We start from the raw sequence: 15,386 nt of genomic DNA, 5'->3' as shown, positions 1-15,386 counted from the left end.
GCGCATCCGCACCACGCGTATCCCCCGTCGGTCCTCCCCCACTTGCCGATACCTACGCATCCCCCCACCTCGCACCCCCCCATCTCGCACTCTCCACTTCGCACCCCCCACTTCGCATCCCTCCTCCGGCACTTCGCGCGATGCCGTCATTCGCCGCGCCTCCGTTCCGTCCCCGGTCCCGTTCCCGTTCCCCGACAGGAAGGCCAGGCCTTGCCGGTGCTGAACACTCCCCGTCTCGCCCCCGCGGACCCGGACCGCCGTGTCCGGCCGGCGTCCTTCGCCCAGCAGCGGCTGTGGTTCCTGGCCCAGCTTCCGGGCGGGAACACCGCCTACAACGAGACCCTCGCCTTCCTCCTCACCGGCCCGCTCGACCCCGGCGTCCTGACCGCCGCCTTCGACGCCCTGACCGACCGGCACGAGACCCTGCGGACCCGACTGGTGGCCGAGGCGGGCGGAGTGTGCCAGCACATCGACCCGGCGGGCTCGGGCATCCCCCTGGAGTTCGAGGACCTCAGCGAGTCGACGGACCCTGACGGGCGCGTGGCCGCGTGTCAGCGGGAGGAGGCGGAGCGGGAGTTCGACCTGGCGGCCGGTCCGCTCTGGCACGGCCGGCTGCTCGCCGTCGGCACCGCACGTCACGTGCTGTTACTGACGTTCCATCACAGTATTTACGACGGCACGTCGATGAACGTGATGATGAGCGAAGTCGGCCTCCTCTACGAGGCGTTGGCGGCGGGGGTGCCCGACGGACTGCCCGGGTTACGGCTCCAGTACGCGGACTACGCGGACGCCCAGCGGCAGTCGGTGCTCGGTGGCGACCTCGCCGCCCAAGAGGCCTACTGGAAGGACGTGTTGGCCGACGCCCCGCCCCTGCTCGAACTGCCGCTGCCGGGGCCGCGGCCGGCGGAGCAGGGCTACGAAGGCGGCCGCGTCGGGTTCGAGCTGGACGCGGACGTCACGGCCGCCCTGCGCGGGCTGGCCCGGGAACACGGGGCCACCTTGTTCGTGGCGGTGCTGACGGGCTGGGCCGTGCTGCTGTCGCGGCTCTCCGGACAGCAGGACATCGTTGTCGGAAGCCCGGTCGCGGGCCGCCGTGGCCCGGGTACCGCCTGCCTCATCGGTTTCCTCGTCAACTCCCTTCCGCTGCGCGTCGATCTGTCCGGTTCCCCGACCGCGGCGGAGGCCCTGGCCCGTACCCGGGCGGTGGTCCGCGGCGCCCTGGCCCACCAGGACCTGCCGTTCGAGCGGATCGTCGAGGTGGTGAACCCGCCCCGCAGCGCGGCCCACACCCCGTTGTTCCAGACGATGCTGGCCTGGGTCCCGGACCGGCACGACCTGCTGAAACTGCCGGGCGTCGAGACCGTGCCGCTGCCGATCGCCCACGCCCCGGCCAAGTTCGACCTCGCCCTGTCGGCGACCGAGTCGGAGGGCCGGGTCACCGGCCACCTCGACCACGCGACCGCGCTGCTGGACACCGCCACCGCCGAGCGCTGGGCCGGGCACCTCCGGCACCTGCTCACCGACATGGCCCGGCACCCGGACCGCACCGTCGACACCCTGGAACTGATGGACCCGCGCGAGCGCCAGGCGGTGCTCGTCACCGGCGACGCCACGCGGCAGCGGGACGAGGGCGGCAACTCCCCCGACGCCGGCGGTTCCTCCGACGCCATCGCGACCGCGCTGCGCACGGCCACCGGCATCGTGGAGCTCTTCGAGGCCCGGGTCCGCGCCCACCCCGCCGCCACCGCCGTCGTCGACCGCGAGCACACGATGGACTACGCGACGCTCGACCGGCGTGCCAACCGGCTCGCACACGCCCTCGTCGGCCGTGCCGTCCGCCCCGGTGACGTCGTCGGACTGCACGCACGCCGTACCGGCGATCTGGCCGTCGGCATCCTCGGCATCCTCAAGGCGGGTGCCGCCTATCTCCCGCTCGACCCCGGGCAGCCCTGGGAACGTCTCGCCGCCATGGTCGAGGACGCCGTGTGCCCCGTGGTCCTCAGCGACCACCGCGGTACGGACCGGCCAGGGGACTGGCTCGACATCGGTACGGTCGAGGCCGATGTCGATGCCGATGTCGAAACCGATGCCGAGGGAACGGCCGGGGACCGATCGCCGGCCGGGATCACCCGGGCCCCGGACCAACTGGCCTACGTGATCTTCACCTCCGGGTCCACGGGGCGCCCCAAGGGCGTCGCCGTCGAGCACCGCAGCGTCCTCAACCTCTTCTCCGCCTGGCACGAACGGATGGGCACCGCCCCCGGTGAGGCGGGCTCGGCCTGGTCCAGCATCGGTTTCGACGCCTCGGTCCACGAACTCCTGCTGCCCCTCACCACCGGTGGTGTGCTGCACATCGTCCCCGAGGAACTGCGCGGCGACCCGGAGGAGTTCTTCGCCTGGCTGCGCGAACACGGGATCGTGCAGGCGTTCCTGCCGCCCGCCTACGTCAAGTGGGTCGACGAGGACCCGGTCGGACGGCTGCGCGGTCTGCGCCTGCGCAAGCTGCTGACCGGGGTCGAGTCGATCACCGAGGCGGCGCTGCACCGTATGACGGAACTCCTGCCCGGCCTGCGGATCTGCTTCGGCTACGGTCCCACCGAGGCGACCCTCTACAGCACCGCCCACTACGACCCACGCCCGCTGGACCGCCCCTGCCCCGTCGGCAGCCCGCTCCCGGGTACCCGCTGCTACGTCCTGGACGCCCGGATGCAGCCGGTCCCGCCCGGCGTCGTCGGGGAGATCCACCTCGGCGGGGCGGCCCTCGCCCGCGGCTATCTGGGCCGCCCCGACCTCACCGAGGAACGCTTCCTGCCCGACCCGTTCGTACCCGGCGACCGCGTCTACCGCACCGGCGACCTCGCCCGCTGGGGCGACGACGGCCTGCTCCACTACGCGGGGCGCGCGGACGACCAGGTGAAGCTGCGCGGTTTCCGCATCGAACCGGGCGAGATAGCGGCGGCGTTGACGCGGCTGCCCGGCGTCCGCGAGGCCGTCGTCCTCGCCGACCAGGACCCGGCGGGCCGGCCCCGGCTGGTGGCCGCCGTCGGCCGGGGTGCCGTCGCGGCGCGCAGCAGCGCCGACTGGCGCACGGCACTCGCCCGCAGTCTGCCGGACTACATGGTCCCCGCCGTCGTCCTCGACCTGGAGACCCTGCCGCTGGGCCGCAGCGGGAAGCTCGACCGCGCCGCTCTGCTCCGCCTGGTCCACGAGCAGACGTCGGACCAGGTCAACACCGCCAGCCCGCGCGACCACGTCGAGCACGCCCTGTACCGCATCTGGCAGCGCATCCTGCTGCATCCCGCGATAGGCGTCGGCGACAACTTCTTCGACCTCGGCGGCACCTCGCTGTCCGCCATCAAGATGGCCCACGAGGCCACCGAGACCTTCGGCCGCCGGCTGCCCGTCGCCGAGGTCGTGGTCCGGCCGACGATCGAGGCGCTGGCCGCGCTGCTGCGCGAGGACGGCGCGGACCGCGCCCCGGGCAGCCTGATCGAGTTCCGCCGGGGTACCGGCCCCCGGGTCGTCTGCGTCCACCCGGCCGGCGGCACCGCCTTCTGCTACCTGCCCCTCGCCGCCCACCTGCCCGCACAGACCGGCCTCTACGGCATCCAGTCCCCCGGCGTGAACCCGGGAGAGGACGTGCTGCCCACCGTGGAGGCCATGGCGGAGGAGTATCTGCGCCTCCTCGAACCGCTCGGCCGGGGTCCGCTCGTCCTGACCGGGCTCTCCTACGGCGGCCTCGTCGCCCACGAGATGGGACGCCTGCTCGGCGCCGCCGGACGCACCGACGTGAGCGTGGTCCTCCTCGACACGCAGGCGACCGACGACACCGAGGCCCGGGCGGCGATCACCGCCGTCGACGCGGACGAGTTCCGCGACAAGCTCGTACGGTTCAACGGGATGTACCCCGGCATCGACGACGCCCAGGTGGACCGCTACTTCCGGATCTACAACCACAACCGGCTCACCGCCCGCAATCACCTCCCGGCCGCCTCCCCGGCCCGGCTGGTCCTCGCGGAGGCCGTGCCGGACGGTGCCGACACCCCCTTCCACGCCGAGGTCCGCGCCTTCTGGCGGCGGCGCGCACAGGGCGAGTTCCGCGTCGAGACGATGGCATGCGACCACTGGGAGATCCTGGAGGGCGCCGAGACCGCCCGGGTCGCCGCGCTGCTCGCCGCCGAACTCGCCCATCACGAAGGGCAGTCGAGACACGCGACGCACTCCGTCGCCGTACCGGCGGGAGAAGTCCGATGACCGACCGCACCGCCCCCTCCGAACCGGCCGACGGCTTCCCGGCCGACGCCGGGCTCGTCCAGGCCGTACTCGCCCAGGTTCGCCGCGCGCCCTCCTCCGTCGCCGTCGAGGACGGTGGCCGCGTCCTCGACTACGCGGAACTCGACCTGCTCAGCGGCCGGGTCGCCGCGAGGCTGCGGGAACGGGGCGTGGCCGCCGGGCAGTCCGTCGCGGTCTGCCTGCCCCGCTCCTGGCAGCTGGTGTGCGTCATGCTCGGCATCCGCCGCGCGGGGGCCGCCGTCGTCCCCCTCGACCGGCTCAGCCCGCCCGACCGTCAGCGCCACATCCTCGACGACTCCGGCGCCGTCGCGGTCGTCCACGACGGTACGGCCGAGCACGTGCACGGGATCGACGCCGACCTGCTCCTCGGCCCGGCCGCGACACCCGTGGCCGCGACGGCAGCCGAACCCGTCGGTGACGCGGGCGACGCGACCGCCTTCGTCTTCTACACCTCCGGCAGCACCGGCCGTCCCAAGGGCGTCGAGGTCACCGACGCGGGTGTGCTGCGGCTGGCCCGGCCCGGCTGGCTCGACCCGCGGCCCGGCGCCCGCTTCGCCTGTCTGTCCAACCCGGCCTTCGACGCGCTCAGTTTCGAGGTCTGGGCCCCGCTGCTCACCGGCGGCGTCTGCGTCGTGCTGGACGACTCCGTCGTGCACAGCCCGCAGCGGTTCGCGGCCGCGCTGCGCGAACGCCGCGTCGACACCGCGTTCATCACGGTGGCGCTCTTCAACACGGTCGTCGACAAGGTTCCCGGCTGCTTCGCCGACGCCGGCCAGGTCCTCGTCGGCGGCGAACGGCTCGATCCGCGCGCGATCCGCACCTGGTACGCCGCCAACCCGGGCTCCGCCACCGTCCTTCACAACGTGTACGGGCCGACGGAGGCCACCACGTTCGCGCTCTGCCACCCGATCCCCCGGGACTTCGACGGCGACTCGGTCCCGATCGGCACCCCGCTGCCCGGGACCGGGCTGCTGCTGCGCACCGCGGACGGGCGTACCGCGGAGGACGGCGAGGTGGCCGAACTCCTGCTCTCTGGCGCGGCGTTGGCACGCGGCTACCGCAATCTCCCGGAACTGACCGAGCGTTGTTTCGTGCGGTCGGAGGACGAGGACGGCACCGCGCGCCGCTGGTACCGGACCGGTGACCTGGTCCGCCGGGACGCCGACGGGCGCGTGCACTACGTCGGACGCGCCGACCGGCAGGTCAAGGTGCGCGGCTTCCGCATCGAACCCGGCGAGGTGGAGCAGCGGATCCTGACCCTGCCCGCCGTCCGGCACGCGCACGTCTGCACCCGGCGCGACACGGCGGACCGGCACGAGCTGCTGGCCTTCCTCGTCCTCGGCGAAGGGCTCTCCTTCGCCGACTACGAACGTCACCTCGGCACCGCACTGCCGTCGTACATGCGCCCCCACCACACACACCTCGTGGCGGAACTCCCGCTGACGGCCAACGGCAAGGTCGACCAGGCGGCGCTGCTGCGTGAGGCGGGCACTCCGTGGCGCGGGAGACGCGCGGACGCCGTGCCGGTCAGTTCCGGGCAGCGGCAGGTCCTGGAGGTCGCCGAGGAGATCCTCGCCGTCGGCGGCCTGCGGCCCGACGACCGCTGGATCCCGAGCGGCGGCGACTCCCTGAAGGCGGTGCGGTTCCGCTTCGCGATCCTGGAGCGGTACGGCGCCGACATCCCCCAGGGTCTGGTGCTGCAGGCCGACTTCGCCGCTCTCGCGGACGCCGTACGCACCGCCGAGGCGGACTCCCGTCCGCCGGTGCCGCCCGCCGCGGACGCCACGGCCGCGCCTGCCACCAGCGAGCAGGAACGCCTCTGGCTGCTGCACCGGCGCGACCCCGACGACCGGTCCTACGACGTGCCGCTCGCCTTCCGCGTCCAGGGCGCCGTCGACCCGCGGGCACTGCGCCGAGCCCTGCGCACGCTGGTGGCGCGGCACCCCGCCCTGCGCACCCGGCTGGTCCCCGCCCCGGACGGCCTGCTGCAGCGGGCCGAGACGCCCTACGACCCCTGGCAGCCGCTCGACGCCCCGGCCGGGGAGCCCTGGCAGGAGACCGCCGGCCGCTTCTTCGCGCACCGCTTCGACCTCACCGAGCCGCACCTGCTGCGGGCCGCGTGGGTGGAGCGGGCCGACGGCGGTCTGCTGCTTCTGCATCTGCACCACGCCGCCGTGGACGGCTGGTCGCTCAACCTCCTCTTCCGCGACCTCACCGAGGCCTACGCGGGCGACGCCGGACGGCCGGCGCCGGCCGCAAGCCCCCTCGATCTGGCCCGCTGGCAGCGCGACTGGCGCGCGACGCCCGCCTACGAACGCCAACGCGCCCGGCTGGGCGACCACTACGCCGACGCGACGGAGCCGTCACCCGCCCTCCCCGCTCCCGAGCCCGCGTCGTCGGCCGGGCCGCGGGCCGGACTGCTGCGCACCTCCCTCGACCTGGTCCGCCGTACCGCACTGGACCGGCGGGCCGCCGAACTCGGCCTGACCAGGTTCCAGTTACTGGTGTCGGCGTTCGCCGCGTGCCTGTACGGCGTGACCGGGCAGGCCCGGCCGCTGGTCGCCGCCCCGGTGGCGAACCGGCCGCGCCCCGAGTTCGCCGAGAGCGTCGGCATGTTCGCGAACACCGTGCTCCTCGACCTCGCCGTGCGGCCCGACGACTCCCTGCGCGCTCACCTCACCGCGCACGCGGACAGCGTGCGCCGGGTGCTGGAGGGACAGGAGGTCCTCCTCGCCGATCTGCTCACCGATCCGGCGTTCCGTGACCGCAATCCCCTGTTCGACTACCTCTTCGTCCTGGAGAACACGGAGTTCTCCGCGCTGCGCCTGGCCGGCTGTGCGATCGAGCCCCTGTGGCCCGAGCCCGCGGGCGCCAAGTGTGCGCTGACGCTGTCGGTGGTGGAGGACGAGTCGGGGTTCGGCTGTCTCTGGGAGTACCGCGACGACTTCGGTGCCGAACGCGCAAGGGCGGCGGCCCGGTTGTTCCGGCGGGCCCTGGACCGGCTGACCGGCGACGGCAACAGGGACGGCGACCTCACCGTGCGCGAACTCGTCGCTCCCCACCGCACGTCCGCGACCGTCCACGGCGCTCCGGTGGCGGCGGACTTCACGACGGTCGCCGAGGGCTTCGCCCGCCAGGTCGCCCGCACTCCGGACGCGCCCGCCGTCACGCTCGGCGGGACCACCCTCACCTACGCCGAACTCGACGCCCAGGCCGACGAGTTGGCGTCGCTCCTGAGCGTGCCCCAAGATCCCGCCGCCCCGGCGTCCGTGGCCCTGTACCTCCAGCCGTCCGTCGAGCACGTCGTCGCCCTCCTCGCGGCGGCCCGCCGCAACCTGACCGTCGTCCCCCTCGACCCCGCCTACCCGCCGGCCCTGCTGCGTCATGTGCTGGACCGTGCCGCTCCCCTGTGCGTGCTGACCGGCGCCCAGGACCTCGACGTCCTGGCCACGATCGCCCCGCCGGACCTGCCCCGGCACGTCGTCACCCTCACCCGCAGGCCCACCGCACCGCCCGTGCCGTACCGGCACCACGGACTCCGGCCCCTGTACACCCTGTTCACCTCGGGCTCCACCGGAACCCCCAAGGGCGTCCAGGTCCCCGACCGGACCCTGTGCTCCCTGCTCACCTGGCAGCGGACCGCCGGCGGACTCGAACGGCACGCCGTCACCCAGCAGTTCTCCATGCTCTCGTTCGACGTCTCCTTCCAGGAGATCCTCACCACGCTGTGCTCCGGCGGCGAGCTGCGCCTGGTGCGTCCGGCCTGGCGGCAGGACGTGCCCACGCTGCTCGCCCAGTTGGAGACGGGCGGCGCGGAGCGGATCTTCCTGCCGTACGTGGCGTTGCAGATGCTCGCCGAACACGGCGTGCGCCTGGGGGTGTTCCCGTCCCGGCTGCGTGAGGTCGTCACCGCCGGGGAGCAGTTGGTGTGCACGGACGCGATCCGGCGCTGGTTCGCGGGGCTGCCGGACGGGGCACGCCTGTTCAACCACTACGGCCCGACCGAGACCCATGTCGTCAGCGCCCTGTGCCTGGAGGGCGACCCCGCCGCCTGGCCGGCCCGTCCCGCCATCGGGCGTCCGGTGGCGGGGGCCGTGCTGCGGGTGGTCGACGAGGGCGGTCTGCCCGTCCCGCCGGGTGTGACGGGCGACCTGCTCATCGGCGGTCCGATGGCGGGCCGTTGCTACCTCGGCGACCCCGCCGCACACCGCGACCGGTTCCTCGACGACCCCGAGCTGGGCACCCTCTACCGGAGCGGGGACCGCGCCCGCTTCGACGAGCGCGGTCTGCTGCACTACGCGGGGCGCGACGACGGCCAGGTCAAACTGGGCGGACACCGCCTCGAACTGGGTCAGGTCGAGGCCGCGTTGCTGGAGCTGCCCGGGGTGGTCAACGCGGTCGCGGGAGTGCTGGCCGGCCGGCTGGTCGCCGCCCTCCAGTGCCGGGGCGAGGATCCCGACCCCGCAGACCTGACCCGGCGGCTGGCGCTGCTGCTGCCCGCCTACGTCCGGGTCGCCGTCTTCCGCCGGGTGACGGACCTGCCGCGCACGCCCAGCGGCAAGCTGGACCGCCGGGCGGCGCTCACCGCGCCGGGGCGGGAACTGCGGCCAACGCACGAGCCTCGGCCGACGCACGAACCATGGCCAGGGCTTGAATCGCGGGCGGACGACCGCGCGGACGCCGGGCTGGCGCCGCTCGAAGGACGGCTGGCCGAGCTGTTCCGGGCGGCGACCGGGCGGACCGTCGCCGTGGACGAGCGGTTCCTCGACGCCGGGGCCACCAGCCTGGACCTGATGCGGTTCCAGCTCAGATGCGCGGGAGAGGGCGATCTCCCGTTCTCCGTACCGGACTTGTTCGAGCACGTCACCCTGCGCGCCCTGGCCCGGCTGCTCACGGACGACGGCACCGGCCGCGACACCCCGGCCCGCCGACCGGGGTCGTCGGGCGACGCCCGGCGGACAGCGGACGAACCGGTCGCCGTCGTCGGCATGGCCGTACGGCTGCCGGGCGCGCCCGACCTGGCCGCGTTCTGGGACCTGGTCGTCTCCGGCCGGCGCGGGATCGAGCACTTCGCCGCGGCCGACGGCCGGGTCGGCGCCCGCAGCCAACTGGCCGGACCGCTCGACTTCGACCCGGGCCGGTTCACGATCAGCCCGCACGAGGCCCGGCTGATGGACCCGCAGCAGCGCCAACTGCTCATGAACTGCGCCGAAGCGCTGGCCCACGCCGGAATCGGCGACCCGGCCCGGCTCCGGGTCGGTCTGGTCGCCTCCTGCGGCGAGAACACCTACTTCCAGCGCATGCTCCGCGACGGCGACCCGGACCTGCTGCCCGACTCCTTCCGGCTCGCCCTGCACCACGAGAAGGACTTCCTCGCCACCAAGGCCGCCTACCATCTCGGGCTCACCGGACCGGCGTTCACGCTGCAGTCCGCCTGCTCCAGCTCGCTCGCCGGGGTGCACGTCGCGGCCGGCATGCTGCGGCAGGGCGACGCCGACGTGATGCTGGTCGGCGGGGTCCTCGTCGACACGGAGCTGACGGACGGCTACACCTACCGACCGCAGCACATCTTCTCCCCCGACGGGCACTGCCGGCCCTTCAGCGCGGACGCCGAGGGCACCGTGGGGGCGAGCGGCACCGGCGTGGTCGTCCTGAAACCGCTGGCCGCGGCCCGCCGGGACGGCGACACCGTATACGCGGTCGTCACCGGCTCGGGGCTGAACAACGACGGCTCCGGCAAGCTCGGTTACAGCGCCCCGTCGCTGCCCGGGCAGCGGGCCGCGATCCGCGCGGCACTCAAGGCGAGCGGCCGCGGAGACGGTGGCGGTGGCGGTGGCGGCGACATCGGGTACGTCGAGGCGCACGGCACCGGGACCCGGCTCGGGGACCCGGTCGAGGCGGCCGCGTTGCGGCAGGCGTACGGGCTGGCGCAGGACGCGCGGGTGGCGCTGTCGTCCGTGAAGAGCCAGATCGGGCACCTGGGCGCGGCGGCGGGCGTCGTCGGCCTGGTGCGGGCGGCGCTCGCCGTGCACCACGGGGTCGTCCCGCCGACGGCCGACTTCGACCGGCTCAACCCGGAGATCGAGGACGGCCCGTTCCGGATCCCGGTCGCCGCCGAGCCCTGGCCCGCCGGTCCGCGGCGGGTGGCCGGGGTGAGCAGTTTCGGTATCGGCGGCACCAACGCCCATGTGCTGCTGGAGCAGCCGGACCCGGTGCCGGAGACGGACACGGACAGGGCGGGGCCGCTGCCGTGCCTGGTGCTGTCCGGCGCCTCGGAGGCCGCGGTCCGCGCGGACGGGCGGCGCATCGCCGACTACCTCACGGCCCGTCCCGGCGCCTACTCCCGGGTGCTGCGGCACCTCCAGGCCGGCCGACCCGCCCTCGCCCACCGCGCGGCGGCCGTCTGCCCCGACGCCGCCTCGGCCGTCGCCTGGCTGCGGGCGCTGCCGACGGTGACCGCGCCCCCGTCCCTGGACGCGCCGGCGGTCGAGGACCGCGACCCGCACACCCTCGCCGCGGCATGGGCGGCCGGCCGCACCGTCGGGTGGCCGGCGGGCCCGGCACCCGCGCCCTGGGACTTCCCGCCGCCCGCCTTCGACACCGCCGAGTACGACTTCCCGCGCGCCCCCGAGGAACGGGCCTCGCGCGCCCCCGAGGAGCAGTCCGGGAGCTCCCGGCTGCCCGCCGCGCAGTGGCTGCACCAGCCCCTGTGGACCCGCTCGCGGCGCGCCCGCACCGGCTCCCCGGTGTCCCGCCGTACCGCCGTGGTGGTGCTCGGCCCCGGGCAGGACGGCGAGAACTGGCGGTTCCTGGAACGCCACTACGCCCGCGTGGTGACAGTACGCGCCGGGCAGGGCCTGACCCGGCTCGGCGACGACCGCTACGAGGCCGATGTCGCCGACGCCGAGCAGCTCGGCGCCCTGCTCGACCGCCTCACCGGCGCGGACGGCGCCGTCGGACCGGACCGGACGGACGGAACCGACCGCAGGGACACACCGGACCGGACAGACGCACCGGACCGGGCGGACGGACCGGCCGTCGACTGGCTGCACGCCCTTCCGCTCGCCCTCGACGGCGATGCGACCACGGCCGCGCTGGACACCGCCGAGTGGGCCTGCCTCGACACGGTCGCCGCCCTCGCCCTGGCCCTCGCCGGCCGCCCGGCGACGGAACGGCCCCGGGCCTGGCTGCTGTCTCAGCGGGCGCAGCCGGTCACCGGGAGCGTGCACACCCCCGCGGCCGGGCTGCTCGCCGCGGCCCTGGAAGTCCCCCGGCAGGAACTGGGCGTCACCCTGCGCTGGGCCGACCTGCCCGGCGCGCACCCGGCCGGCTGGGCCGCCCACCTGCCCGACCTGCTCCTCGACGACACCGTCGCCGTGACCGACCGGGCGACGGCCCTGCGGGACGGCTTCTGGTGGCAGCGCACCACCGTGCCGGTGCCCGTGGGCGAGACCCCCCGGCCCGCCGCCGTACCGGGCACCCATCTGGTCCTCGGCGGCACGGGCGGCCTCGGCACCACCCTGGCCGCGAGCCTCCTGCGGCACCCCGGAAACCGGGTCGTCCTGGTGGCCCGCGGCGCCGAAGTGCCCGCCGCGCTGCGGAGGTTCGGCGAGCGCGTCACCCTCGTCACGGCCGACCTGGCGGCCGAGGAACCCGCGGCCGTCGCGGACCGGCTGGCCCCGCTGCTCGACGGTCTGGCCGGCATCGTGCACGCCGCCGGCACCGCCGCGGGCGGACTCCTGGCCCGGCGCGAACCGGCCGCCGCGCGCGGGGTCACGGCGGCCAAGCTGCGCGGCGCCCTGCTCGTCGAACTGCTCGTCGCCGAGCACGCCCCCGACTACGTCCTGTACTGCTCCTCGATGGCGGCCCGGTTCGGCGGAATCGGCCAGTTCGACTACGCGGCCGCCAACGCCTGCCTCGACGCCTACGCCCACCACACCGCGCCCGGCGGCGACGCCACCGTACGCACGAGTGTCGGCTGGGACGCGTGGCGGGACGTCGGCATGGCCCAGCAGCACGCCGCCGCCAGGGCGGACGCCCGGCATCGCGAACACCTGACCGTGGCGCTCACCCCCGAGGAGGGTACGGCCCTCTTCGAGCGGGCCCTCCATCTCCAACTGCCTCACCTCATGGTGAGTACCACGGACCTCGCGGAAGCCCGGGCCTTCTACGAACCGGCCCCCGCCTCCGGGCCCGCTGCTCCCGCGCCCGCACCCGCCGGTCCCGTCCAGGGCGACCCCGGCGCGGAGATCACCGGAATCCTTCTCGAGCTGCTCGGCGTGGACACCGTCGACCCGCAGGCGCCCCTGTACGACCTGGGCGCCGACTCGCTGACCCTGCTGGAGCTCCTCGACGAGATCAAACGCCGGCACGGCACCGACATCGAGCTGTCCCGGCTCAGCCACCGGGTGAGCCTCGCGGAGCTCCTCGGCCACCTCGACGACAGCGGTGCCCGCCCGCACGGCGCGGTGGACGTCGAGGTGTGGCAGCGCGGCCCGGGGCCGGACGTGCTGTGTCTGGTGCATCCCGTGGGCGGGGACATCCAGGCCTACCGGCCGCTGGTGTCCGCCCTGCCCGACGACCTCACCGTCTGCCTGATCGCCGACCCCGGGCTGCGCGACCCCGGGCTGCGCGATCCCGGGCTGCCGGACCGCTCCATCGACGAGCGCGCCGCGCACTACCTGGCCGCCGTACGACGGGAGTTTCCGGAACCCGGGCGGCGACTGGCGCTCGCCGGCTGGTCGTTCGGGGCGTGGACCGCGCTGTCGATGGCCACGCTCGCCGAGGCCGGTGACCGGCCGGTGACCGCCCTCCATCTCCTCGACCCACCGCCGCCCGGGACGGGACATCGCTTCGCCGGTTACGACGAGAAGCGCGTACAGGCCGTCTTCGCCCGCGAGTTGGGCGGAAACGGCGCGGGGCGGCCGACCGAGCCGGTGCACGACACCGCCGAACCCCTCACCGGTGCCGCGGAGCCCCTCACCGGCACCGTCGAGCCCCGCACCGGCACCGTCGGTCCCCTCACGGAGGCCGGTCGTGTCTACGCCGAGCGGCTCGCGCGCTGCTGCCGTGCCAACCTGGCGGCCATGGCCGGGCACCGGCTGCCGCGGCTGCGCCGGACGCCCGCCGCCGTATGGCTGGCGGCACGCCCCGTGGCCGAGGCCGCGCTCGCGCCCGAACCGACCGCCCCCGGCGCCTGGGACGCGCATCTTCCCTCGCCGTACCGGCTGCACCACGTCGACGCCGACCACTACCAGATCGTCGCCGAGCCCCATGTCCGGGAGATCGCCGCCACCCTGGCCGAGACCGGGTCCCCGTCCGCCGCCCGGCCGCAGCCCGCCGGACGGATCTGAGGAGACCAGCCGTGCAGCATCCGTACACCCACCTGCCCGCGAGGTCGTTCTGGCGCACCGCGGTCGCCGAGCCGGACCCCGCGGACATCGACGGCCTGTGGACGCCGAAGTTCACGATCGGCCAGGACGATCCGGTGGTCACCGCCGGATCCTGCTTCGCCGCGCACATCGGCCGGGCCCTCCTGGCGGAGGGCATGCACTGGTACGACGCCGAGCTCCCGACCCCGGGCCTGACGCCCGCCGAGCAGGCGGCGCGCGGATACCGCCGGTTCTCCTTCCGGACCGGCAACATCTACACGGCCGCCGCGCTGCGCCAGTGGGTCGCCTGGGCGCTGGAGGAGGAGAAGCCGCCGGAGGAGGTGTGGCAGGAGGACGGCGCCTTCCACGACCCCTACCGCCCCACGGTGGAGCCGGACGGCCACGCCTCGGCGGACGATGTGCTGCGCGCCCGCGCGGTCACCCTGGACGCGGTCCGGACCGCCCTCGACCGGGCCGAGGTCCTGGTGTTCACCCTCGGCCTGACGGAGGCCTGGCACGACGTCCGTACCGGTACCGTCCTGCCGATGTGCCCCGGTACGGTGCGCGGCACCTACGACCCCGGCCGGCACGTCCTGCACAACCACACGGTGGACCGGGTGCTCCGCGACCTCACCGACGTGCTCGCGATGGCGCGCGGCGTCAACTCCCGGCTGCGCACGGTCCTCACGGTCTCCCCGGTCCCGCTGACGGCGACCGCCACCGGCCGCCACGCGCTGGTGGCCACCACCCACTCCAAGTCGGTGCTGCGCGCCGCGGCCGGCCAGCTCGCCGACGCCTGCGACGACGTCGACTACTTCCCGTCGTACGAGATCGTCACGGGCTTCCCGTACCGGGCGGCGTTCTACGAGCCGAACCTGCGCACGGTCACCCCCGACGGGGTGGCCTTCGTGATGCGGCACTTCTTCCGGGGCGTCCGGCCCGATGCCGACACCGCGCCGCCCGCGCCCGCCCTCGCGCATTCCACCCCCGTCACCGGCGGAGAGGACCACTGGTGTGACGACGCCGTACTCGACTACTACGCCCCCCGTTCCCGCCCGGTTCCTCCTGCTCGGTGACTCCCACGCCGGCTGTGTCGGACGGGCCGCGCAGCAGGCGGGGCTGCCCTTCGTGGGCGGACCGGTCGGCTCGGGGCGGGACTTCCTCGGGCCGTTCCTCGACGACCTCGACGACAAAGGTGACTTGGTCTTCCGGGACGCCGAGCCGCGGCGGCTGGTCCGGGAGTTCCTCGACGTGTTCGGTGTGACCGGGTTCGCGGGGCTCGGGGTGCCGCTCGTGTGCACGTTCGGGCTGAGCGCGCACACGGTGGCCACCCGGCAGAACTGGGACATCCACCGCGACCGGCACGGCACCGTGCCCGAACGGTTCCTGCGCAGCGGCCTGTTCGCCGACCTGGTCCGGGCGGGTGTCCGCGGCGCGCTCGCCTTCTACGACCGTACGGCCGCCCTCGGGCTGCGCGTGCTGGTTCCGCTGCCGCCGCAGCGCGTCCCCGGCATGTCCGACGCGTCCGTCTTCTTCGCCGCGCAGGACGTCATCGGCGCCGAACTCAGGGCTCGCGGCGTGGAGTTGGTCGATCTGCGGGCCCGCGTCACCGATGGCTCGGGACACCAGCGGCCGGTCTTCTGCCAGGCCGACGACACGATCCACGGCAACCTCGCCTTCGGCCGCCTGGTGGTCGCCGAACTCCTCGACCGCGGGCTCTGA

General features: G+C 74.7%; 4 protein-coding genes. All 4 read left to right on the top strand.

All coding sequences use genetic code 11. The features are described 5' to 3' along the window. The first annotated feature begins 216 nt into the window (after window positions 1-216). From ABZ887_RS42885 to ABZ887_RS42870, 4 genes are read left to right on the top strand one after another with little or no spacing between them, the layout of a single operon-like run. Complete coding sequence (locus ABZ887_RS42885) at window positions 217-4,254, top strand: amino acid adenylation domain-containing protein (protein WP_361302993.1); 4,038 nt, start codon at window positions 217-219, stop codon at window positions 4,252-4,254. After that, window positions 4,251-13,646: an amino acid adenylation domain-containing protein gene (locus tag ABZ887_RS42880; RefSeq protein WP_361302990.1), complete on the top strand. Its 9,396-nt coding sequence runs from the start codon at window positions 4,251-4,253 to the stop codon at window positions 13,644-13,646. The genes ABZ887_RS42885 and ABZ887_RS42880 overlap by 4 nt, the downstream gene beginning before the upstream one ends. 11 nt (window positions 13,647-13,657) lie before the next feature. Next, complete coding sequence (locus ABZ887_RS42875) at window positions 13,658-14,740, top strand: GSCFA domain-containing protein (RefSeq protein ID WP_361302987.1); 1,083 nt, start codon at window positions 13,658-13,660, stop codon at window positions 14,738-14,740. Continuing rightward, window positions 14,679-15,386 carry a hypothetical protein gene (locus ABZ887_RS42870; RefSeq protein WP_361302984.1) on the top strand — a complete coding sequence of 236 codons (708 nt, stop codon included), beginning with the start codon at window positions 14,679-14,681 and terminating at the stop codon, window positions 15,384-15,386. Before ABZ887_RS42875 ends, ABZ887_RS42870 begins: the two co-directional genes overlap by 62 nt.

It is taken from the genome of Streptomyces sp. NPDC047061, assembly GCF_040643955.1.
GTDB lineage: Bacteria > Actinomycetota > Actinomycetes > Streptomycetales > Streptomycetaceae > Streptomyces.
Note: the sequence above shows the minus strand (reverse complement) of the source record. Positions and strands in the feature narration are given on the sequence as shown.

Bases quoted from the DNA above. Each gene is read 5' to 3' on its own strand.
- ABZ887_RS42880 (WP_361302990.1), top strand. From the start codon at position 4,251: ATGACCGACCGCACCGCCCCCTCCGAACCGGCCGACGGCTTCCCGGCC.